17 protein-coding genes are annotated in these 23,313 nt (G+C 68.4%); 14 read left to right on the top strand and 3 right to left on the bottom strand.

Going from position 1 to position 23,313, the window contains the following annotated elements; all coding sequences use genetic code 11:
- Positions 1–151: 151 nt before the first annotated feature.
- Both PBN85_RS11025 and PBN85_RS11020 read left to right on the top strand, forming a co-directional pair.
- On the top strand, positions 152–1,735 hold the full coding sequence (locus tag PBN85_RS11025) for a ShlB/FhaC/HecB family hemolysin secretion/activation protein (RefSeq protein ID WP_271298997.1): 1,584 nt from the start codon (positions 152–154) through the stop codon (positions 1,733–1,735).
- Positions 1,735–4,023 (top strand): putative bifunctional diguanylate cyclase/phosphodiesterase, encoded by a 2,289-nt coding sequence (locus PBN85_RS11020; protein ID WP_271298996.1) that lies wholly within the window; start codon positions 1,735–1,737, stop codon positions 4,021–4,023. The genes PBN85_RS11025 and PBN85_RS11020 overlap by 1 nt, the downstream gene beginning before the upstream one ends.
- Before the next feature lie 106 nt (positions 4,024–4,129).
- Here the strand turns inward: PBN85_RS11020 and PBN85_RS11015 are convergent, their stop codons facing one another.
- The gene (locus PBN85_RS11015) at positions 4,130–7,582 is read right to left on the bottom strand and encodes a TonB-dependent receptor (RefSeq protein ID WP_271298995.1); all 3,453 of its coding nucleotides are present in this window, start codon (positions 7,580–7,582) and stop codon (positions 4,130–4,132) included.
- 308 nt (positions 7,583–7,890) lie between these two features.
- Between PBN85_RS11015 and PBN85_RS11010 the strand changes: the two genes are divergently transcribed.
- From PBN85_RS11010 to PBN85_RS10990, 5 genes are read left to right on the top strand one after another with little or no spacing between them, the layout of a single operon-like run.
- Complete coding sequence (locus PBN85_RS11010; protein ID WP_271298994.1) at positions 7,891–9,399, top strand: tryptophan halogenase family protein; 1,509 nt, start codon at positions 7,891–7,893, stop codon at positions 9,397–9,399.
- Entirely contained in the window at positions 9,396–10,880 is a 1,485-nt protein-coding gene (locus PBN85_RS11005) for a tryptophan 7-halogenase (protein WP_271298993.1), read from the top strand. The genes PBN85_RS11010 and PBN85_RS11005 overlap by 4 nt, the downstream gene beginning before the upstream one ends.
- Positions 10,877–12,475 carry a tryptophan halogenase family protein gene (locus PBN85_RS11000; RefSeq protein ID WP_271298992.1) on the top strand — a complete coding sequence of 533 codons (1,599 nt, stop codon included), beginning with the start codon at positions 10,877–10,879 and terminating at the stop codon, positions 12,473–12,475. The genes PBN85_RS11005 and PBN85_RS11000 overlap by 4 nt, the downstream gene beginning before the upstream one ends.
- A complete protein-coding gene (locus tag PBN85_RS10995) occupies positions 12,472–13,998 on the top strand; it encodes a tryptophan halogenase family protein (RefSeq protein ID WP_271298991.1) in 1,527 nt (508 codons plus the stop codon). Before PBN85_RS11000 ends, PBN85_RS10995 begins: the two co-directional genes overlap by 4 nt.
- Positions 13,995–15,005, top strand: a complete 1,011-nt coding sequence (locus tag PBN85_RS10990; RefSeq protein ID WP_271298990.1) for a cupin-like domain-containing protein — start codon at positions 13,995–13,997, stop codon at positions 15,003–15,005. The genes PBN85_RS10995 and PBN85_RS10990 overlap by 4 nt, the downstream gene beginning before the upstream one ends.
- On the opposite strand, the gene PBN85_RS10985 is transcribed toward PBN85_RS10990, so the two are convergent.
- Positions 15,002–16,015 (bottom strand): cupin-like domain-containing protein, encoded by a 1,014-nt coding sequence (locus PBN85_RS10985; RefSeq protein ID WP_271298989.1) that lies wholly within the window; start codon positions 16,013–16,015, stop codon positions 15,002–15,004. The two genes, PBN85_RS10990 and PBN85_RS10985, sit on opposite strands and share 4 nt — an antisense overlap.
- A 328-nt stretch (positions 16,016–16,343) precedes the next feature.
- On the opposite strand from PBN85_RS10985, the gene PBN85_RS10980 reads away from it, so the two are divergent.
- The 7 genes from PBN85_RS10980 to PBN85_RS10950 all read left to right on the top strand — a co-directional run bounded on the left by PBN85_RS10980 (position 16,344) and on the right by PBN85_RS10950 (position 22,547).
- The gene (locus tag PBN85_RS10980; RefSeq protein WP_271298988.1) at positions 16,344–17,069 is read left to right on the top strand and encodes a response regulator; all 726 of its coding nucleotides are present in this window, start codon (positions 16,344–16,346) and stop codon (positions 17,067–17,069) included.
- Positions 17,053–18,348 (top strand): sensor histidine kinase, encoded by a 1,296-nt coding sequence (locus tag PBN85_RS10975; RefSeq protein ID WP_271298987.1) that lies wholly within the window; start codon positions 17,053–17,055, stop codon positions 18,346–18,348. The genes PBN85_RS10980 and PBN85_RS10975 overlap by 17 nt, the downstream gene beginning before the upstream one ends.
- A gap of 96 nt (positions 18,349–18,444) precedes the next feature.
- Complete coding sequence (locus PBN85_RS10970) at positions 18,445–19,365, top strand: dioxygenase family protein (RefSeq protein ID WP_271298986.1); 921 nt, start codon at positions 18,445–18,447, stop codon at positions 19,363–19,365.
- Between the two features lie 216 nt (positions 19,366–19,581).
- The gene (locus PBN85_RS10965) at positions 19,582–20,295 is read left to right on the top strand and encodes a bacteriorhodopsin (protein ID WP_271298985.1); all 714 of its coding nucleotides are present in this window, start codon (positions 19,582–19,584) and stop codon (positions 20,293–20,295) included.
- On the top strand, positions 20,292–21,137 hold the full coding sequence (locus tag PBN85_RS10960; protein WP_271298984.1) for a Brp/Blh family beta-carotene 15,15'-dioxygenase: 846 nt from the start codon (positions 20,292–20,294) through the stop codon (positions 21,135–21,137). The genes PBN85_RS10965 and PBN85_RS10960 overlap by 4 nt, the downstream gene beginning before the upstream one ends.
- A gap of 133 nt (positions 21,138–21,270) precedes the next feature.
- On the top strand, positions 21,271–21,951 hold the full coding sequence (gntA, locus tag PBN85_RS10955) for a guanitoxin biosynthesis heme-dependent pre-guanitoxin N-hydroxylase GntA (RefSeq protein WP_271298983.1): 681 nt from the start codon (positions 21,271–21,273) through the stop codon (positions 21,949–21,951).
- Positions 21,948–22,547, top strand: coding sequence for a DUF1989 domain-containing protein (locus PBN85_RS10950; RefSeq protein WP_037533727.1), 600 nt, complete (start codon positions 21,948–21,950; stop codon positions 22,545–22,547). Before gntA ends, PBN85_RS10950 begins: the two co-directional genes overlap by 4 nt.
- On the opposite strand, the gene PBN85_RS10945 is transcribed toward PBN85_RS10950, so the two are convergent.
- The gene (locus PBN85_RS10945; protein ID WP_051583380.1) at positions 22,544–23,275 is read right to left on the bottom strand and encodes a glycosyltransferase family 2 protein; all 732 of its coding nucleotides are present in this window, start codon (positions 23,273–23,275) and stop codon (positions 22,544–22,546) included. The genes PBN85_RS10950 and PBN85_RS10945 overlap by 4 nt on opposite strands.
- Positions 23,276–23,313 lie beyond the last annotated feature (38 nt).

The following is a 23,313-nucleotide window of genomic DNA, read 5'->3' as shown; positions in this document are numbered from 1 at the left end:
TTAGGAGCTCGCTTAAGCTAACTAAATCCAAAGACTTCTCCGGATAGGCGCAGGCATGTTCAGGGGAAGCAGGATGTCGGCGGCGGTGCGCATTTCACGTCTTATTGGTTCTATCGGAGCGGTCGTACTGGGAACGTCGGTCTCCGCGCAGGTGCGACTCGATCAGGCGGATCCGACGATCGTCGAACAGGCGCTGCCCCGCCCGGTCGCACCACCGCCGCAGCAGCCCGCCGTCCAGGTCGACACCGCGGCGGCCGGCAAGGCAGCAGGTCCCGCGGTGACCGGCATGATCAACGCCGTGGTCATCGACGGGATCGATCCCGCGGATGCCGCGCGCTACGCACCGGCCTATCTCTCCGTCATCGGGCGTGAGCTCGGTGAGGCCGAGCTCGCCGGCCTGGCCGGACGGATCGCCGACGTGGCGCGGCAGGACGGCTATCCGTTCGCCGTCGCCTCGATCGGTGCGCAGCGCGTCGAGAATGGCGTCGTCCGGGTGACGCTCGATCTCGGCAAGATCGATGCGGTGCGCGTCATCGGCGCGGCGAGTCCGCAGGCCGACGCGATCCTCAATCGCTTGCTGGTGACGGATAAGCCCGTGCGGCGCGACCAGCTCGAAAAGGCGATCCTGCTCGTCGGCGACGTGCCGGGCGTGCGCGTCGTCAACAGCCGCTACGTCCGGCAGAATGGCTTCGGCATCCTGCTCGTCACGATCAGCGTCGATCGCTTCAGCGCCTATGCGCAGCTCGACAACCGCGGCAGCGCCGAAGTCGGACCGATCCGCTCGACGATCCTCGCCAGCGCCCGCAGCCTGCTGCAATCGGGCGACGAATTTGCCTTCCTCGCAGCGCAGACGCCGGTGCAGCCGACCGAATTCGCCTTCGTCCGCGGCCGTTACAGCGCGCCGGTCGACGATGTCGGCTCGGTCCTCTCGGTGGCGGCGTCCTATGGCCGCTCGCATCCGGGGGCGTCGCTCAAGCCGCTCGATGTCATCGGCCATAGTGTCGACGTGGCGGTAGCGTACAGCCGGCCGATCGCCCGCAGCCGCGCCACCAGCCTGTCGTCGACCACCGAATTCCGCGCGGCGTCGATCGATCAGACGCTCGCCGGCCGGACGATCCGTCACGACCGGCTGGCGACGCTGACCGAATCGCTGATCGGCTTCACCGCCGCGGGGCCCGGTACGCTGCGCGGCGAGGTCGGCGTGACCGCCGGTCTGCCGCTGGCGGGGGTGACGCATCAGGGGGACGCGATGACGTCGCGGTTCGACGGCGACGCGCGTTTTGCGCTGGTCGGCTATACCGTGGACTGGACGACCAAGCTGGCCAAGCCGCTGACGCTGGTCCTCGCGTCGGCAGGGCAGCTCGCCTCGCGGCCGTTGCTGGCGACCGCGGAGATCGGCATCGGCGGCCCCGCCTTCGCCCGTGCCTATGATTATGCCGAGCGCACCGGCGACAACGGCATCATGGCATCGATGGAGATCCGGGCCGACGCCGGGCGCGTCATTCCGGGGGTGATCGAACGGCTCCAGCTGTACGGCTTCGTCGACGGCGGCAAGGTCAGCAATCTGCGCGACGGCTTCGGCGGCGGCGAGCTGTTCTCGACCGGCGCCGGCGGCCGGTTCGGGATCGGTACGGCGGACGGCATGATCGAGATCGCGCTGCCGCTCAACGCGGATCGCTTCGACACGGGCGATCGCAGCCCGCGTGTTTCGCTGCGCCTGTCCAAGGGCTTCTGATGACCGTCCGAGCGCCGCGCCGATCGTCCATCGCCATCCTGATCCTTGCCGGGCTCTGTGGTGTGTTGCTGCTCCTGCCGGGGTTGGGCGGGCCGATCGATCGTGCGATCGACCCGCTGCGGCTGGCATTGCGCAGCGGCACGGCGAGCCAGAGCGTGGCGATCGTCGAGATGGATGCCGCGAGCGTCGCGGTCATCCGGAGCTGGCCGTGGCCCCGGCGCCATTATGCCACGGTGATCGACGCGCTGCGGCAGGCGGGCGCCGCCACGATCGTCTTCGACGTCGATTTCTCCTCGCCCTCCGATCCGGCCGACGATCGCGCGATGGCCGACGCGTTGCGCCGCGCCGAGGGGCAGGTCGCCCTGCCGACCTTCGCGCAAAAGGCCGGCGTCGCCGACAGCCGCAGCCTCGACGCGCTGCCCATTCCGGCGTTCCGGCCGCATGTCGCGCTGGCGTCGGTCAGCATGGCGCCCGACGCCGATGGCCTCGTCCGGTCGGTGCCGCTGGCGACGATGACCGCGGGCCTGCCGCGCCCGACGCTCTCCGCCTTCATCGCCGGCCGGTCGGGGCGCGCGGATCAGACCTTTCCCGTCGACCTGTCGATTGATCCCGGCACGATTCCGCGGCTGAGCTTCGCCGCGGTCATGCGGGGCCGGTTCGATCCGGCGGCCGTGCGCGGCAAGACCGTGTTGATCGGCACGACCGCGATCGAGATGGGCGACCGCTATGCGGTGCCGCGCTGGGGCGTGTTGCCGGGCGTCGTCATCCAGGCGCTCGCGGCCGAGACGCTGATCGCCGGCCTGCCGATGACCGGGTCGGCGGGCCTGCCGCTGCTCGCCGCGCTGCTGCTCGGGGTCGTCATTCTGTGGCGGCGGCGCACCGTCGGTCTGGTCCTGACCACCTCCGCGGCGCTGGCGGTGCTGATCGGTTCGATCCTGATCGCGCAATATCGGCTCCATGTGATCTATCCGATGGCCGGCGCCGTATGCACGATCCTGCTGGTCGCCGGCGGCTGCCTGATCCGCGACATCGTGCGCCGCTTCCGCATCCAGCGGCACACCGACGGGGAGACCGCTCTGCCCAACCGCGCCGCCTTCCTCGATCGCCGCTTCGCCGCACCGGTCGATGTCGCGGTGGTCCAAATCGGCAATCTCGACGCGATCATGGCGGTGGTCGGTCCCGACGATCTGAAAAACGCGCTGATCCGCACGGCCGAGCGGCTCAAGATCGTCAGCATCGACCAGCAGGTCTATCGGGTCCGCGGCCACCATCTCGCCTATGTGATCGGTCCCGATCAGCAGCTCGACGAGGCGATGGCAGGCCTGCGGGCGTTGCTGATGCAGCCGGTCGAGGTCGGCGGTCGCAGGATCGATATCCGCACCTGCGTCGGGACGAGCCAGGGCAGCGACCCCGACCGGTTGCTGACCGAGGCGGCACTGGCCGCGGAACAGGCAGAGGCGGCCAGCCTGTTCTGGACGCGCAGCGCCGCCCGGCACGACGATCTGGAACGCGCGCTGTCGCTGATGAGCGACCTCGACGACGCGATGACGGCGGGCCATATCGAGGTCTTCTATCAGCCGAAGCTGTCGCTCACCGTCGATGCCGTCACCAGCGTCGAGGCGCTGGTGCGCTGGCGCGACCCGGAGCGCGGCTTCATCGGCCCCGACCAGTTCATCCCGCTCGCCGAGAAATCCGGCCGTATCGAGAAGCTGACGCTCCATATCTTCGATCGCGTCCTGCACGACGCGGCCGCGTGGCGCGCGCGCGGTCATGACCTGGCCGTTGGCATCAATATCTCGGCGACCCTGCTGACTTCCCGCTCGTTTAATGATGCGATCGAGCGGCGCATCGCGGCATCGCCCGTACCGCCGGCGACGCTGATCTTCGAGGTGACCGAATCCGCTGCGATGGACGATCCCGACGCGGCGGTGGCGGCGTTGCGGCGCTATCGCGACCTCGGCGTCGCGGTATCGATGGACGATTACGGCACCGGCCAATGTACCTTGAGCTATCTGCAGCTGCTGCCGCTCAACGAGCTCAAGATCGACCGGAGCTTCGTGCAATTCGCGCACACCAACCACCATGATGCGATCCTGGTGCGCTCGACGATCGATCTCGCCCACAGCCTCGGCCTCAAGGTCGTCGCGGAGGGGATCGAGGATGCGGAGTGCCTGCACTTCCTGCGGGCGAGCGGCTGCGACATGGCGCAGGGCTATCATATCAGCCGGCCGACCCCGTTTGCGGAGCTGATGACGTTCGTCGAACACCGGAAGGCGGCGGCCGCATAGCCGGCCGATCCGCCTCGGGGGCGTCGCGACGTAGACGACGCTCCATAAACAAAAGGGCAGCGCCGCGGCGCTGCCCTTCGCATTTTCAACGTATCGGCGCGACGGCTTAGTAATTCGCGCGCAGGATGACCGAGAACCGGCGATCGTTGGTGAAGTAGGAGCGGGGGGCCAGATCGTTGGAGCCCGCCTTATACGCCTGAAGCAGTTTCGTCGTCGTGTTGGTCAGGTTGACGCCCTGCACGCCGAGCTTGACGTATTTGGTCAGGTTGACGAACGCCGAGGCGTCAAGCTGGCCGGTCGCGTCGTTGAAGATCGACGTATAGGGGAAGATCACGTCGGCGGCGGTCAACAGGAAGCGCGAGCGCCAGTTATAGGCGGCGCGCAGCGAGATCGGCCCCATTTCGTAGAAGGCGGTGGCGTTGAAGTTATGCTTCGACAGGCCTTCGAGCGGCAGATTGCCCTTGGCGATCGTCGAGTCGGACGAGGGCGTACCGCCGTTGAGGAACGAGTTGGGCAGGCCCGAGCTGTCGATATAGGTATAGTTGCCCGCGAAGCCGAGGCCCTTGAGGAAGCCGGGCAGGAAGTCGAAGGTCTGCTGATAAGCGACCTCGAACCCCTTGATCTTGCCCTTGCCGGCATAGTTCGCCGGACCACGCGCCTGGATGTTCTGCGTGATGCCGTTGTTGGTGATCGAACGGTTGACCAGCGACTGGTAGAAGAAGCCGTCGACCGTCTTGTAGAAGGCGTCGACCGACAACTGGCCGACGCGGGCGAAATACCATTCCGCGGTGGCGTCGAACTGCCAGGCGGTGGCGGGCTTCAGATAGGGATTGCCGGCGTTGATGGTGACGGTGCCCGAACCCGGCTCCAGCGCATAGGTGACATAGGGCCGGATGTTGGCGAAGTCGGGACGCGTCAGCACCTTCGATCCCGCAAGGCGGAAGATCACGTCGCGCGACAGGCCCAGCTTGAGGTTGGCGCTCGGCAGGAAATAGCCGTAGCTGTTGGTGAAGAACGCCGGTTGCGAGGCATAGCCGTCCGTCGCGAAGTTGCGCAGGCGGTTGTATTCCGACTCGCCTAGGCTGCAGACGCCGCCGGGCTGGGTGGTCACGACCGTCCCGTCAGGCAAGGTCCGCGTCGTCGCGACGCAGCGTGTTGCATAGGGATCGACGACACCCAATTCGGTGCGGTTCGGCACCGCCGTCTGCGTCTGCGACAACACCGTGGTGTGCACGTAGCGCACGCCGACATTGCCCGAGACGCGGATGTTGCCGAACATCGGATCGTTGCTGCCGAATTGCAGCATCGCATAAGCGGCGCTGTCTTCCTGCGTCACGCGCGAGACTTCGGAGGGCAGGAACGCGGTGCCGGGGATCGCGCCGGCGCGCTGGCCCGCCGCGAGGAAGCGATTGGTCGCCGTCGCGCCGTTGGTGTTGCGCCAGATGTCGTTCTGCGTCTGGAAGAAGCTGACCGCCGAATTGTAGCCGTTGATCAGATCGCCATTGTAATAATAGGCGCTCGGCGGTGCGTTGGTCTTGCCGCGGAAGAAGTTGTCGAAGCTGTAGAGCGACGAGCGGCTGGTGTCGCCCTGGTTGAACGTCACCGGCGCGCCGGACCAGACCTCGCTGATCGCACCCCAATTGTACGCCGTGTAGCGCACGTCCTGCGTCCGCTCGGCGTAACGGGCGCCGAACTTGATCCGGTTGAGGAACTTGCCGTCGTCGAACTTGTAGGCGAAGTCGCCCTTGATCTGATATTCCGAGCCTTCGCTATGCTCGATGTGATCCATCGCGGCACGCCAGAACTGGAAATCCCGGCTGGAGAAATACTGGCTGTCGGAGGCTGCGGCGAGCGCCGGATTGGGCGTCGCCCAATTGGCGGCGAGCGTCAGCGGCTTGTGCGGGATGACGACCGGGATATTGCCGGTCAGATCAAGCTCCGAGTCCGCGAAGGTCGAGCCGAACACGCTGAGATCGGTGACGTCGTGCTTGGCATACGTATAGTCGACGTCGAGGTTCATCGACCAATGGTCGTCCGGATTGAACTTCAGGTTGAAGCCGGCATCCTTGACGAGGTTTTCGTCATAGACCTGACGCCGCGACAGCGACTGCTGCGCACCGCCGGTCGGGACGGTGGTTGTCGCCGTGCCGCTCGACGCAGTCCGCCAGCCGGAGCCGGGCAGGGTGACGAAACCGCTCTGGAACAGGCCGTTGTTGTCATAGACGAAGTTCGGATAGGCGCCGGCATCCGGATTGTAGCCGTTGCCGCGCTGATTGGCGCCGAACTGAAACTGACCCGAGCCGTTGAGCGCGCATTCCGCGCGTGTCGTGGCGTTGCCGGCGCCGTTGAGCGGACCGTTGCCGTTCTGCTGACAGCCGGCCGGATAGGTATTGTATTCCGACAGGTCTGGCGCGGTCTCGAACGTATGCTCGCCCCACGCATTCGTGGAATGGGTACGGAGGAACTGCGCGGTGAAGGTGGTGCGCTCGTCGTTGCTCTCCCACTGGACGGCGAGCGCCTGACCATCGCGGCGGCGATCGTAATCCTGGCTGCGGAACTGGCCGCCGATCGGCGCATAGGCGAGGCCCATGGGATCGGCGAAGCCGTCCGCTCCCGCCGTGCCGGCCGCGCCGCAGACGTTGGCCGGATTGGGTACCGCTTCGCCCGCGGCGTTGTTGACGGTGCCGGGGATGAGGGTGAAGGCATCAGTGGTGCCCGGCAGCTGGTTGCGGCAGGTCACGGTGGTGTTGGTACCGGTACCAGTCGCCGCCTGGACGCCGTCGCGCGTCTGATAATTGGTGACCTGGATGCCATCGGCGCGGCTGCGCAGGCGCGAATAGGAGCCGTTGGCGAGGATGCCGAACCGGCCGAGCGGCGTGTCCCAGGTGTTGGAGATGAGCAGCGATCCGGTCGGCGCCCACTTCTTGGCGAAATCGCCGTAATTGGCCTCGATCCCGCCGCCGATGTGGAAGCCCTTGTTGTCGAACGGCTTACGGGTGTTGAGATTGACCGTGCCGGCAAGGCCGCCCTCGATCAGATCGGCGGTCGCGTTCTTGTAGACCTCGACCGAGCCGAGCAATTCGGACGGCACGTCGGCGAAGTTGATCGCCTGGCCGCCGATGCCGGCGGAGAAGGTGTCGCGGCCGTTGAACTCGGAGCGGACGAAGTTGAGGCCGCGGACGTTGACGCCCGAGCCCTCGACCGAGAAATGGTCTGGATCGTTGTTGCCGGCGAAGCGGTTGATCGAGACGCCTGGGACGCGCTGCAACGCTTCGGTCACCGACCGGTCGGGCAAAGCGCCGATGTCCTGCGCGGTGATCGCGTCGACGACCGTATCCGAATTGCGCTTGATCGTCTGGGCGTTGGCAAGGCTCTGCCGGATGCCGGTGACGACGATGTCATTGGCGCCGGCATCGTCGGTGGCGGCGGCATCGCCGGTCTGCGGCGCGGCCGGATCGGTGCCCGGCGTATTGGGCGAGGTCGCGCTGCCCGCGGTATTCTGGCCGCTCGCCGCACCCGTCTGCGCATAGGCCGGGGCGCTCAGGGCGAACACGCACATCGCGGTGACGGATACACTGGTAAGAATTGCTTTGCTGCGAAACCGCGTCTGAACCACGCGCGCAAGCTGCCTATCGTCGGCCATCGTCTAGCATCCCCAACTTACAGTCCCTATCGATGTCTCGTCGCGGCACGCCGCGCGGCATCTTGCTGCATTGGGTACGAGCCCGGCGGCCTCGACGCAAGCAATTTTGTTTGCGCTACCACGATTCTAAAACATTGATCTAAATGACGGTTTGCGGACGCCGAAACTACGGTATGACACGGCTCATCACGGCGCGGGACAGGCGCCGGTCATGGAAGGGGCGGATGGACGGCAAGCGGCAGCGGGTGGTGGTCGTCGGCGGGGGGGCGTCTGGTTGGATGGCGGCCACGGCGCTGGCCAAGCTGCTGCCCACCCGGTGCACCGTCGAGCTGGTCGAATCGGAGGCGATCGGGATCATCGGGGTCGGCGAGGCGACGCTGCCGCATATCCGCGCCTTCAACGAGCGTCTCGGGATCGTCGAGGCGGAGTTCATGGCGGCGACGCGGGCGACCTTCAAACTCGGTATCGAATTCCGCGACTGGGGGCGGGTGGGGGACAGCTATATCCACCCGTTCGGCACCTTCGGCCGCGGCAGCGGCGAGGTGCAGTTCCACCATTATTACACGCGCCTGCTGCGCGCCGGCGTGACGCTGCCGCCGATCGAGGCCTATTCGATGGCCTGTTCGCTGGCGCGGGCGAATCGGTTCGGCCCGCCGGCGCGCGATCCCCAGCAGATCGCCTCGACCTTCGGCTATGCCTATCAGTTCGACGCGGTCGCCTTCGCGCCCTATCTGCGCCGCCTCGCCGAACGGCTCGGCGCGCGCCGGACCGAAGGGCGGATCGTCGCCGCGGAGCGTGACCCGGCGAGCGGCAGCGTGACCGCGCTGATCCTGTCGGACGGCCGGCGTGTCGAGGGCGATCTGTTCGTCGACTGTTCGGGCTTTGCCGCGATCCTGATCGGCCGGGAGATGGCGGAGCGGTTCGAGGATTGGTCGCAATGGCTGCCCGCCGACCGCGCCGTCGCGATGCCGTGCCGGACCGAGACGGCGGTGACGCCCTATACCAGCGCGATCGCGATGCCGGCGGGCTGGCGCTGGCGCATTCCGCTTCAGCATCGCACCGGCAACGGTTATGTCTTCGCGAGCGACTTCCTGTCGGAAAGCGCCGCGACGGATGCCCTGCTCGCCTCGGTCGAGGGGACGCCGCTCACCGATCCGCGCGTGCTGCGCTTCAAGGCGGGGCGGCGCACGCGCAGCTGGGTGGGGAATGTGGTCGCGATCGGGCTCGCCTCGGGCTTCCTCGAACCGCTCGAATCGACCAGCCTGTATCTGGTCCAGCAGGCAATCACCGCGCTGGTCGAGCTGTTCCCCGAGCGCACCATCGCCGATGTCGACCGCGACGCGTTCAACCGCCTGATCAACATGGAATATGATCGGGTCCGCGACTTCCTGATCCTGCATTATCACGCCACCGAGCGCGACGATTCGCCGTTCTGGCGTCACATGCGGACCATGGCCGTGCCCGACAGCCTTGCCGAGAAGATGGCGCTGTTCCGCCGGCGGGGGCGCGTCGTCAAATATCGCGAGGGCGCGTTCCTCGATGCGAGCTGGGTGTCGGTCTATCTGGGCCAGCGCATCGTGCCCGCGGCGGCGGACCCGCGCGCCTCGGCACCGTCGACCGACAGCCTGCTCGCCGGGCTCGAGCGGATGCGCGGCGAGATCACCGGCGCGGTCGGCGCCATGCCCGATCACGCCGCGTTCCTCGCCGACTATTGCCCGATGCCGGCGGCATGACCGCGATCGACGCACCGATCGAGCGGATCGTCGTGGTCGGCGGCGGCATCGTCGGCTGGTCGGCGGCGGTGGCGTTGCGCCGGCGCGTGCCGGACGTCGCGGTGACGATCGTCGCGACGCCGCCCTCGCCCGACGCGCTTGCCGACCGGATCGCGCAGACCTTGCCCTCGACGATCGGCTTCCACGACGATCTCGGATTGCGCGAGGAGGATGCAGTGCTGCGCGCGGGCGGCGTCTGGCGGCTCGGCACGCTGTTCGACGGCTGGGCGGAGGGGCAGCCGCCCTATGTCCATGCCTATGGCCCGTGCGGTCAGCCGTTCGGCACCGCGTCGTTCCACCATCACTGGCTGCGGGCGGCGCGGGCGGGGACCGCGGCGCCGTTCGAGGCGCACGCGCCCGCGGCGGCACTGGCGCGCGCCGGGCGGATGCCGGTCCCGCCGGCCGGGCCGATGGCGGAGGTGCAGGCGGCGCTGGTGCTCGACGTGCCGCGCTATCGGGGGATGCTCGAGGCGTTCGGACGGCATCTCGGCGTCGTGGTGCGCGACGGCACGGTCGCATCGGTGCGGTTGCGCGGCGACGACGGCTTCGTCGCTGCGCTGGCGCTGGCCGATGGCGGCGAAGTGACGGCCGATGTCTTCGTCGATGCCTCCGGTCCGCGCGCATTCGTGCGGACCGCGATCGACGCGCAATGGGAGGATTGGCAGCCATGGCTGCGCTGCGACCGTCTCGTCACCGGAGAGGGCGCAGCCGCACCGCTGACCGCCCTCGATACGGTGTCGGCGCTGCCCGCCGGCTGGCGCTGGCGATCGGCAGCGGTGGGGCGGACGCTGCATGGGCTGTGCTATGCGGCGGAGTTCCTTTCCGAGGCGGAGGCGCAGCAGGCGCTGACCGCGGCGGGCGCGACCATGGTGACCCCGGCGGCGTCTTTCCGGCAGGGGACGCGGCCTGCGCCATGGGCCCGCAATTGCGTCGCGATCGGCGATGCGGCGACGGTGATCGAACCGCTCGACTTCACCCATCTCCACCTGGCGCAGAGTGCGATCGACCGGATCATCTCGATGCTGCCGGGGCGCGCCTGTCATCCGCTGGAAATCGCCGACTATAATCGCCAGGCCTCGGCCGAGGTGATGCGGGTGCGCGACTTCGTGCTCGCTCATTATGCCACGGCGCGGCGGCCCGAGCCCTTCTGGCGCGAGCCGGTCGCCTTGCCGCCAAGCCTCGCCGAGACGCTGGCGCTGTTCGGCGCGCGCGGGCGGCTGCCGTTCTTCGAGGAGGAGACCTTCTCGCGCGACGACTGGCTTGCGGTGCTGATCGGGCAGGGTGCGCTGCCGCGGCGGATCGACCCGTTGATCGACGGAACCGATGCGGCAGACAGCGACCGTGCGATGGCGTCCTATCGCGGCGCCGTCGCAGAGGCGGTGATGCGCTGTCCGACGCTCGACGACTATTATCACTCACAGCGGAAACGGCTGAGCAGATGAACGAACATACGATCCGCAGCGTGGTGATCCTCGGCGGGGGAACGGCAGGCTGGATGGCGGCGGCGGCGCTGTCGCGCTTCCTCAACAATGGCGTCACGCGGGTGACGCTGATCGAATCGGAGGAGATCGGCACCGTCGGCGTCGGCGAGGCGACGATCCCGCCGCTGCGGACCTTCAACACCATGCTCGGCATCGACGAGCATGAGTTCATCCGCCAGACCGGCGGCACCTACAAATTGGGGATCGAGTTCGTCGACTGGGGCGGCCTTGGCGAACGCTATTTCCACCCGTTCGGCGCCCATGGTCACGACCTTGCCGGCGTGCATTTCCACCAGCTCTACCTGCGCGAGCGGCAGCGGCGGGTGATGCCCGACATCTCCGCCTGGTCGATGAGCGCGGTCGCGGCGCAGGCCGGCAAGTTCGCACCCCCGGCGGCACAGGCGCAGTCGGCGGTGAAGGACCTGTTCTACGCCTATCATTTCGATGCGGCCCGCTATGCCGCCTTCCTGCGCCGCTTCGCCGAGCAGAATGGCGTGCAGCGGATCGAGGGCAAGGTGACGGCGGTGGCGCAGCGGCCCGAGGACGGTCACGTCACCGCGCTCAAGCTGGAGGACGGGCAGGTCGTCGTCGGCGACCTGTTCATTGACTGTTCCGGCTTCCGTGGCGTGCTGATCGAGGAGACGCTGGAGACCGGATACGAGGATTGGCGCCACTGGCTGCCGTGCGACCGCGCGGTCGCGGTGCCGAGCGCCTATGCCGGCGATCCCGATCCCTTCACCCGCGCGACCGCACGCGGTTCCGGCTGGCAATGGCGCATTCCGTTGCAGCAGCGGATGGGCAACGGCCTCGTCTATTGCAGCGACTTCCAGCAGTCCGAGCAGGCCGAGCGCGAGCTGCTCGCCAACCTGGAGGGCGAGGCGCTCGCCGCGCCGCGTCACCTGTCCTTCACCACGGGACGGCGCAAGCGGAGCTGGCATCGCAACGTCGTCGCGCTCGGGCTGGCGAGCGGCTTCATCGAACCGCTCGAATCGACCTCGATCCACCTCGTCCAGTCCGGCATCGCGCGGCTGATCGCGCTGTTCCCGGACCGCCGCTTCAACCCGGTCGAGCGCGACGAATATAATGCGCAGATGGACGAGCTCTATGCCGACGTCCGCGACTTCGTCATCCTCCACTATAAGGCGACGCGGCGCAGCGACACGCCGTTCTGGGATCGCTGCCGGACGATGAGCGTGCCCGACAGCCTCGCCCGCAAGATCGAGCTGTTCCGCGCCAAGGGCCGCGTTTTCCGCGAAAACCGCGAGCTGTTCGCGACGACCAGCTGGGTCAGCGTCTGCCTCGGCCAGCATATCGTGCCGGACGATCACGAACCCGCGGTCGATGCGCTCGACGAGGAGAAGGTGGCCGGCGCGCTGGAAGAGATGCGTCGCGGCTATCTCGACGTCGCCGCGCGGTTGCCGAGCCATGGCGACTTCCTGCGCCATGTCGCCGGCCGGCCGGCCGCGCCGCCGCCGCCGCCGCCCACCTCGCCGGAGACGCCGACCTTCTCCTTCGCCTCCGAATCGCCCTTCGATTTCTCGGCCGATCCGCTGTGAGGCAGGACGCGATCCGCCGCGTCGTGATCGTCGGCGGCGGGACCGCCGGCTGGATGGCGGCAGCGGGGATCTCCCGCATCCTCGGCGACATGCCGGGGCTGAGCATCGAGCTGGTCGAATCGGAGGAGATCGGCACCGTCGGCGTCGGCGAGGCGACGATCCCGCAGATCGTGCTGTTCAACACGATGCTCGGCCTCGACGAGGCGATGTTCATGCGCGAGACGCGGGCGACCTACAAGCTCGGCATCGAGTTCGTCGACTGGGTCCGTCCCGGCCATCGCTACGTCCATCCCTTCGGCAGCTACGGGCTCGACATGAAGGGGATCGAGTTCCACCATTTCTGGCTCAAGGGGCGTGAGCTCGGCGACACGACGCCGCTCGACGCCTATTCGCTGGCGATCGTTGCCGGCCTGCAGGGGCGGTTCGGCCACCCGCGACCCGATCAGCCGGGATCGCCGCTGTCGAAGCTAGGCTATGCCTTCCAGTTCGACGCCGGTCTCTATGCACGGCTGCTCCGCCGGCTGGCGGAGGCGAACGGCGTGCGCCGGACCGAGGGGCGGATCGTCGGCGTCGACCGTGACGGCGAAAGCGGCCATGTCGCCGCGGTGACGCTCGCGTCCGGCGCGCGCGTCGAGGGCGACCTGTTCATCGACTGCTCGGGGTTTCGCGGGCTGTTGATCGAGGGCGAGATGCAGGCGGGGTTCGAGGACTGGCGCGACTGGCTGCCGTGCGACCGCGCCGTCGCGGTGCCGTGCGCCAATGGCGGCGACCGGCAGCCGCTCACCCGCTCGACCGCGCGCAGCGCGGGGTGGCAGTGGCGCATCCCGCTCCAGCATCGCATCGGCAACGGCTATGTCTATGCGAGCGAGCATCTGTCCGATGACGAGGCGGCGGCAACGCTGCTCGCCAATCTCGACGGCGCACCGCTGGCGGAGCCGCGCTTCCTGCGCTTCACCGCCGGGCATCGCCGCCGCGCCTGGGTCGGCAATGTCGTCGCGCTCGGGCTCGCCGGCGGCTTCCTCGAACCGCTCGAATCGACCAGCATCCACCTCGTCCAGTCGGCGATCGCCCGGCTGCTGACCTATTGGCCGACGCGGGCGTTCGACCAGCGCGAGATCGACCGGTTCAATGCCGCGCATGTCGAGGACTATCGCGACATCCGCGACTTCCTGGTCCTCCACTATAAGGCGACCGAGCGCGACGACACCGCCTTCTGGGACTATTGCCGCACGCTGCCGCCGCCGCCCGGTCTTGCCGACAAGCTGGCGATCTTCGCCGCCAACGGCCGTATCTTCCGCGAGCATGAGGAATTGTTCACCGAGACGAGCTGGCTGTCGGTGATGGTCGGGCAGGGGGTGAGGGCGGGCGGCTATCATCCCGCCGCCGACCTGCTATCGGACGCGGAGACGCTGTCGCGGCTCGGCCATATTCGCACCGTCGTCGCGGAGACGGCGCACCTGCTGGCGCGGCAGGACGATATCCTCGCGCATTATGGCTGCACACTGACCGGAGCCGCCGCATGACCGCGCACCCCCTTCCCGAAATCACCGGCATCGACCGGCGTACCTTCGATACGGAGATCCGGCCGGCCGGGCGCCCCGTCGTGCTGCGCGGAATCGCGCGGGACTGGCCCGCGGTGCGGGCGGCGCAACGCTCGGCGGAGGAGGGCATCGGCTATCTGCGCCAGTTCAGCCATGCGGAGCCGGTCGCGGCGATCCTCGGCGAACCGTCGATCGGCGGGCGCTTCTTCTACACGCCCGACCTCGGCGCGATGAACTTCATGCGCGGCCAGACGCCGCTCGACCCGTTCCTCGAACGCCTGCTGCGCGATCGCGACCGCGCCGAGCCGTTTGCGATGGCGATCCAGTCGGTGCCGCTGCCGCAACTGCTGCCGGGCTTCACCCAGGCCAATACCACCGATCTGGTCGCGGCGGAGGTGGTGCCGCGCATCTGGCTGGGCAATGCGATCCGCGTCGCGACGCATTACGATCTGATGGAGAATGTCGGCGTCGTCGTGATGGGGCGGCGGCGGTTCACGCTGTTCCCGCCCGATCAGGTCGGCAACCTCTATATGGGGCCGCTCGAGCTGACACCCGCGGGCACGCCGGTCAGCCTCGTCGATCCGGACGCGCCCGATCTGGCGCGCTTCCCGCGTTTCGCCGAGGCCGCCAAGGTCGCACAGACGGCGACGCTGATGCCGGGCGATGCGATCTACATCCCGTTCCACTGGTGGCATGCCGTCGAATCGCTCGATCCGGTCAACGCCTTCGTCAATTACTGGTGGAATCCGGCGCGCGCCGATCTCGGCAATCCCTATGATGCGCTGCTCCACGCGCTGCTGACGATTGCGCCCCTGCCGGCGGACCAGCGCGACGCCTTTCGCGCGATGTTCGAGCATCTCGTCTTCCGCGGCGAGGGCGATCCCGCCGCGCATCTGCCGGAGGCGGCGAAGGGCGTGCTCGGCACGATCCATCCCGCCGCCGCGGCGCGGATCCGCGCGACGCTGCGCGACAGTCTCGCGCGGAGCTAACGCCCGCCGCCGAGCAACCGGATGAGGAAGCCGCGCAGCCGTTCGGTCCGCGCCGGACTCGCGGGGGAGAGGATGCCGCGCGCCTGCTCGGGCAGATGGGCGACGGCGTCCTGCGCGTCGTCGGCGAAGATGTAATGATCGAACCAGCCGCGCCACGCGGCGCGCTGCGCCGGCGGCAGGTCGCGCACCGCCAGCAGGCCGTGGACCAGCGCGCCGAACGGCGAGGGCGCCGCCGCATCCGCCCACCAGTAATTGACCAGCACGTTGAGCGGATCGAGCGCGGCGACATGATGCCACCAGAGCGCCGGCATGAAGATCGCGTCGCCGGGTTCGAGCTCGGCGACCTGCGCGTGGCGGAGCGCCTCGGCGAAGCGCGGATAGCGGGCGAGATCGGGCCGTTCGGGATCGACCATGCTCGACGGCGGGCCGGCCATCGTCTGGTCGAGCGGCCCGACATAGAGGTTGGCGATCTGGTCGGGCGGGAAGAGCGTGAACCGGCGGCGGCCGTGGACGACGCAGGCGACGTTGCTCGATTCGTCGTAATGCGTCGCGACGCGGGTCGCATTGCCGATCCACAGGCGCGCCGGAGCGTCGCCCGTCGGCAGGTCGAGCCAATTGTCCTCATCCCATCCCGGCAGATGCTCGGGCGCGGTCGCGGCATTGGCGTAGAGCGCATGCGCATCGGCCGCCGCCGCCTCGCTGTAGCGGACGAGCTGGCCAAGCAACTGGCCGAGCGCGACCTTCTGTTTGTGAAAGTTGAAGCCGCTGAGATCGTCGTTGTAGAAGAAGCGGCCGCCGATCTCCGGCGGGCCGATCATCACGTCGAGCGGCTGACCGCCGCCGAACCGGGCGAGATAGGTCGCCATCGCGCGGTCGCCACCGCGGCCGGCGCGCACCGCCGCCCAGTCGCGGACCTGCCCGCGCAGCACGACGGGGACGTAGCCGTTCGCGATCTCGCCGGCGAAGGTCGCGGCGTCGACGGCGGGCCGGTCGATGACGGCGGGCGTCATCGGCCGGAACGCTCGGCCAAAGCCGCCGTGCGTGGCTCTGTTCTCATGCAAAATGCGTAGGTTAGTCGGGTGGTCTGGTCAAAGTCATTCACCGGCAAAGCCACGATCCCGACCGCTGCCTTCCAATGCCGCAGCGCGACGAGCGGCAGGGCAGCAATCGACCGGGGCGCCGCTGTACCGACGCCCCTTCGGCGTCGGAAACGATTGTAGCGCTGTCGATTCCGTCCGAACGTACCCGGATGTTGCAGCATCGCAAAACCGGCGACACAGACGCCGGTCAGCCTTAGACATGCTTCCCATCGCCGATCCCGTCTGGACCCCTGATCCCATGGCCGCTGACACCCGCCTGCTCATTGTCGATGACGATCCGGGCATCCGCGAACTGACCGCGGAATTTCTCACCACGCACGGCTATATCGTCGATACCGCGGCGGACGGCGCGGCGATGCGGGCGGCGCTCGATCGGCAGAGCTATGCGCTCGTCGTGCTCGACGTGATGATGCCGGGGGAGGACGGGCTCACCATCCTGCGCTCGCTCGACCGCAGCAGCGCGCCGCCGGTCATCATCCTGTCGGTGATCGGCGAGGAGGTCGACCGGATCGTCGGGCTGGAGATGGGCGCCGACGATTATCTCGCCAAGCCCGCCAACCCGCGCGAGTTGCTCGCCCGCATCCGATCGGTGCTGCGAAGGCAGGCGGGTCCCGCCGCGGCGGAAGCGGTGGCGGCACGGCCGCTCAAGCGTTTCGCCGGCTGGCGGCTCGATCCGCTCGGGCGGTTGCTGTTCGATCCCGATGGCGTCGCGATCAACCTGTCCGACGGCGAGTTGCGGCTGATGATGACGCTGGTCGATCATCCCCGCCGCGTGCTGACCCGCGATTTCCTGCTCGACCACGCGCGCGGCCCGAATGCCGAGCATTTCGATCGCGCCATCGACGTCCAGATCAGCCGACTGCGCCGCAAGCTCAGCCGGACCGACGGCAATGGCGGTGACGATCTGATCCGCACCGTACGCAACGAAGGCTATATGTTCGTCGCCGATGTCGAGCAGCGCTGACCGCGCGGCGCCGGCGCGGTCGATCGCCCAATCGATCTTCGCGCTGGTCATCGCCTCGGTGCTGGTCGCCACGGCGGTGTTCTTCGTCGTCACCTTCAACGGGCCGCCGCCGCGCGACGCGCCGCAGTCGCTGTCGTCAATCGCCCGCACGCTGCGCACCGGCCGGTTGCCCCGTGACGGCGACAGGCGCTGGCGGCTGAGCATTGCCACGACCCCGCCGGTCGCGGACGAGCGATGGCATGCCGACCCGCGGCTGGCCGCGGCGCTCGCCGGTGAACTCGGCGTGGCGCGGGCCGATGTCGTCGCGCTGGCGCGGGCCGAGGGACAGGCCCCCGGACCGGGCGACGCGCTGTTCGGCGATTATCGCCTTTCTTCGCGGATAGGCGACCGCTGGCGACGGCTCGACAGCGTCGAACCGCCGCTGCTGCGCCGCTGGCATTGGGTCACGCTCGCGTCGATGCTAGTTGCGATCCTGCTGCTGGCGATCCCCGCCTGGTGGCTGGCGAGCGCGATCTCGCAGCCGCTCCGCCGCCTCGCCGCCGCTGCCGATCAGGCGCGGGCAGGGGCACATCTGCCGGCATTGCCCGACAGCGGATCGCGCGAGGTGCGCGAGCTGGCGCGCGCCGTCGCGACGATGCACGCGCGGCTCGCCGGTCATGCCGAGGGGCGGACGACGATGCTCGCGGCGATCGCGCACGATCTCGGCACGCCGCTCGCCCGGCTCGCCTTCTGGATCGAGCAACTGCCCGATCAGGCCCGCAACCGGGCCGCCGCCGATATCGACGAGATGAGCGCGATGATCCGCACCGCCCTGGTCTTCGCGCGCGACGACAGCGAGGCGCAGGCGCAGGACCGGCTCGATCTCGGCAGCCTGCTCGACAGCCTCGCCGACGACATGCAGGTGGCGGGCATGCCGGTGACGCTCGATCCCGGTCCGCGTGCGGTGATCCGCGGTGATTCGGCGGCGTTGCGCCGCCTGTTCGGCAATCTGATCGACAATGCGATCCGCTATGGCGGCTCCGCGGCGATCGGCTGGCGGGTCGATCCCGGCATGGTCGAGGTGACGATCGACGATCGCGGCGCGGGCATCGATGCGGCGACGGTCGAGCGGTTGTTCGAGCCGTTCGTCCGAGGCGATCCCTCGCGCAACCGTGCCACCGGCGGCACGGGCCTCGGTCTCGCGATCGTCCGCGCGATCGCGGCGCGGCACGGCGGCGGCGCGACGCTGGAGAACGGCCCTACCGGCGGCCGCGCGCGGGTGACGCTGCCGCTCGCCTGACCGGCGCAACATCCTGCAACACTGCTACCATCGATGACATACGGCGGTGCGGTAGCGCGGTCATCCTGCTGCCACGCCAACAGGACAGCGGATGCCATGACCTTCCAGCACGACCAAGATCACGACCACGGCCACAGCCTCGCCGAAGACCTCGAACGGATGGAGGCGCTCGTCGCCCGGCGGCGCGCGCTCAAATGGTTCGCGGGGGTCGGCACCGCCGCGCTCGTCGCCGGCTGCGGCGGCAGCGACGGCAGTTCGAGCGACACCGTCGCCGTCACCACCGGCAGTACCGCCACGCCGACGCCGACCGCCACCGCAACGGCGACGCCGACACCGACCGCCACGTCGACCAGCACCGCCTGTATCGCCGATCCCACCGAAACCTCCGGTCCTTATCCCGCCGACGGGACCAACACGTCGGGAGGATCGACCTCGAACATCCTCACCGTCAGCGGCGTCGTGCGCAGCGACATCCGGCCGAGCTTCATTTCGAGCACCACGGTCGCGACCGGCGTGCAGCTGACGATCACACTGACCCTGGTCAACGTCAATGCGAGCTGCGCCCCGCTCGTCGGCTATGCGATCTATCTGTGGCATTGCGACCGCAACGGCAATTATTCGCTCTATTCGGGCGCGACCGCGGAGAGCTATCTGCGCGGCGTGCAGGTGACCGACGCCAACGGGCAGGTGACGTTCACGACGATCTTCCCCGCCTGCTATTCGGGCCGCTGGCCGCATATGCATTTCGAGGTGTTCTCGAGCCTCAGCAACGCGCTCGGCGGCAAATATGCGGTGCTGACCTCACAGCTGGCGATGCCGGCGGCGACGTGCACGACCATCTTCGCGGACACCAGCGTCTATCCGACGAGCAAGACCAATTTCGCGCAGGTGACACTCGCCAGCGACAATGTCTTCGGAGACAACAGCAGCGCGCAGCTCGCGGTGCAGACGCCGACGATCACCGGTTCGGCATCGGCCGGTCTGGTCGGGACCGCGACGATCGGCATTGCCACCTGAGTGCCACCATCGCCCGCCGCCGGCCGCCGGCGGCGGGTGATACCGGGTCGCGCCGGTCGGCGGCAGGCACCCTGAACGCTAGTGACGAAACCAGCCGGGAGCGCGGCTGGCCGGGCTGATGCAGGATAAGTTTCGAGGATCGGGACACAAAAAGTCACACACGCCGTTATGCGCTTGGGTCGACATTGGGTCGTTCCCGGCAAGGGATGACACCCTATGGACCAGACTGCCTTTCTCCTCGGATTCGCCATCATGTCGCTCGCCTCGCTGGCGATTTATGCGACGGGCAAGAAGACCCCGCCGTCGGGTCATCATACGTTGCTGCATTCGAGCGTGCCGTTCATCGCCGCGACCGCCTATCTGGCGATGGCGTTCGGCATCGGCACATTGCTCAAGGTCGACGGCTCGGCGGTCTATGTCGCGCGCTATCTCGACTGGTCGGTGACGACGCCGATCCTGCTCGCCGGGCTGGTGCTGCTCGCCTTCCACGAACAGGGGCGTACCGGCGAAGTCGGCGGCCACCTGACCGCGATCATCGTGCTCGACGTGCTGATGATCGTCACCGGCCTCGTCTCGGCGCTTGCCGGACCGCCGCTGATCAAATGGGTCTGGTATGCCTGGTCGTGCGTCGCCTTCCTGGGCGTGCTCTACCTGCTGTGGGGACCGTTGCGGGCCAAGGCGGTGGAACGCGGCGCGGCGCTGGGTGGCGCCTATAACAAGAACCTCGCCTTCCTGACGGTGATCTGGTTCCTCTATCCGATCGTCTTCCTCGTCGGGCCGGAGGGGCTGAAGATCATCAGCGATCCCGCCTCGGTCTGGGCGATCCTCATCATGGATGTGCTCGCCAAGGTGGTTTACGCCTTCTACGCGGCGAGCAATCTCGAAAAGGCGCTGGCACAGCACGCCGACTCGCGCGGCGACCGGTGGTGAGCGGGCGCGCTCCGGCGATCGGCTGGAGCGCGCTCACCGTCGCGGCGGTGGTCGCCGCATGCGGACCGCTGCTGCTGCAACTCGCCTTTGCGGGCGTCGCGATCGGCGTCATCGGCATGGCGCACGGGGCGAGCGATCTGGCAATCGTCGCACCGCGGCGGCGCCCGCTGTTTCTCGCCTGTTATGGCCTGGTCTGCCTGATCTGCCTCGGCTGGTGGATCGCCGATCCGGCGGTGGCCCTGCCGGCCTTCCTGCTCGCCTCGGCGATCCACTTCGCGATGGAGGACGCACCGGAGGGGACGTGGGTGGAGCGGGTGGCGCGCGGCGTGAGCCTGATCGCCACCCCGGCGACGCTGCACGCCGCTTCGCTGACGGTGATCCTGCAGCATGGCGGCATTACGCCGGCAATGCTGCCCGATCTGATCACCGGGTTGACGTGGCTCGGCGGGATCGCCGCGGCCGGATTGCTGGCGCTCGCCATCGTGCGGCGCGACCCCCGGCTGTTCGCGGGAACGGCGGCGCTGCTGCTGCTGCCGCCGCTGATCGGCTTCTCGCTCGGCTTCCTGATCCTGCATGCGCTGCCGCAGACGTGGCAACGGTGCGAGCGGATCGGATGCATGACGGCGCAATCCTATCTCCGCGCGATCGCGCCGGTGCTCGGCGCGGCGATGCTGCTGGTGCTGCTGATCGGCGGGATCGTCTGGCGGTGGGATGATAGCGGTGTCCGGCCGCTGTTCGCAGCCATCGCGGCGCTGGCGATGCCGCACCTGCTGGTGACGCCGTGGTTCGAGGCGGAGGCGGCGGATCCCGTGACGACCCCGGCGCGATCCGTCCCGGTCTGATGCAGCCGGGGCCGTACGGACATGCCGGTCATCCCTCCCAGTCTTTCGCATTGAGGCGGATCAAGTCGGCGGCGGAATCCCGGAACGCTGCCCTCCGCCGGGTCGTTTCCTACCCATGCTACCCTCGAAATCGATGTTCAATTGGGCGGATCCGCATGAGGACGAGGCCAGGACGATGCTGTCGGATTATATCGCCGACCACGGCTTTCCCTGCGTCGGGGCCAAGGCCGCGCTGGCCAAGGGGACGCTCGACGTGCTTGGCGCACGCGATATCGCCAGCGCCTGGGATGATCTGCGTATCCATGAGCGGCTGCGCTGCTTCGCCGCGCGCTATCGCGCCGAACCGTCGCTGTTCCGCAGTTTCGCGGTCGTCTTTTCGGGACCCGACGACCTCAGCGAAGAGGCGTTCGAACAGGCGATCTGGCAGCGTATCCAGTCGCTGTCCGACAAGGACGTCTGGCTGGGGCAGGAATGGGACGAGCGCGTCAGTCCCGATCCCGCCAATCCGCATTTCTCGCTGTCGTTCGGTGGCGAGGCCTTCTTCGTCGTCGGGCTGCATCCGCATGCCAGCCGCCCGGCCCGCCGCTTTGCGCGCCCGACGATGATCTTCAACCTCCACGACCAGTTCGAGACGCTGCGCGCGCAGGGACGCTATGAGACGATGCGCGAGAAGATCATGGTCCGTGACGAGACGCTCGCCGGTTCGCGCAATCCGATGCTGTCGCGCCACGGCGAGATGAGCGAGGCGCGGCAATATAGCGGCCGCGCTGTCGACGGTGACTGGCGCTGCCCGTTCCGGTATGCCGGCGAATGAGCGGCGCGGTGCACGAGATCGCCGAGCGCAGCGGCGTCGGTTTTCCGCTCAAGGCCGGGCAGCGGCTGACCGTGATCGACCCGCGCGGCTGTCAGGTCGCCGATCTGCTCGCGTTCAACGCGGCCGATCTCGGCGAGGTGCTGTCGTCGGGGCGGACGCTCGATTATGCCGAGACGATCCGGCTGACCACCGGGCACAGGCTCTATTCGAACCGATCGAACGTGATGCTGGAGATCGTCGAAGATAGCGTCGGCGTGCACGACTTCCTGCTGACGCCCTGCTCCTATGCGACCTTCGACCATTTCTACCCGGACCTGCCGCGGCATCGCGGCTGTTTCGGCAACCTGGCCGAGGCGCTGGCGCCCTATGGCGTGGTGCCGGACCAAATACCGGTCGCCTTCAACTGCTTCATGAACGTGCCCGTCGACGCCGGCGGGCGGCTGTCGGTGCTGCCACCGGTCAGCCGCGCCGGTGACCGGATCGTCTTCGTCGCGGCGATGGATCTGGTGATCGGCCTCACCGCCTGTTCGGCGCCGGCATCGAACGGCGGATCGTTCAAGCCGATCCACTATCGCGTCGAGGACGCCGCAGCCTAGGCCGCCACCTCGACGAGATAGGGATGGGCGAGAACGCGGGCGGCGTTGCGGGCGCCGATCGCGGTATCGTTGACGAGCCGGCTACCCGGCACGGTACGATAGAGCGCGACACAGGCGTCGATGCGGACGAAGCGCGCGCCCGCCGCCGCGGCGCGGGTGTAGAAGTCCCAGTCGTTGCAATTGTGGAAGCTCGGGTCGAAGCCGTCGACCCGCTCGACGATCGCGCGGCGGACGATCGACCAGCTCGGCCCGATCACCCCGCCGCTGGCGAGGCCGGCGCGGATGCTCGCCCCGTCCCAGCCGCATTCGGGCGGCTGCGGCGCGCCGTCGCCTTCGATCCGCGCGAAGTGCCCGACGACGATATCATGGCCTCCGGCCGCGCCGCTCAGCAGCGACCGTGCCGCGCCCGGCAGCCAGATGTCGTCGCTGTCGAGGAAGGCGATCCAGTCGGCGCGCGCCAGCGCCGCGCCGCTGTTGCGCGCCTGCGATGCGCCGACGTTGCGCGGCAGGATCATCGCCACCACCGCATCATGCTGCGCCGCGAGCGCGCGGATCATGGTGGCGCTGTCGTCGGACGAGCCGTCGTCGACGACGATGACGCGCTGCGGCGGGTGATCCTGCGCGAGGACGCTGGCGACCGCGTCGGCCACGACATGCGCGCGATTGTGGCACGGGATAACGACGTCATACGCCGCGAACGGCGCGAAACACGATGAAGCATGGAGCATCGCCGCCCCATGCCCGATTTCACCGCCGCGGCAAAGGG

This window comes from Sphingomonas sp. CV7422, assembly GCF_027945725.1.
Classification (GTDB): Bacteria; Pseudomonadota; Alphaproteobacteria; order Sphingomonadales; family Sphingomonadaceae; genus Sphingomonas; species Sphingomonas kyungheensis.
Note: the sequence above shows the minus strand (reverse complement) of the source record. Positions and strands in the feature narration are given on the sequence as shown.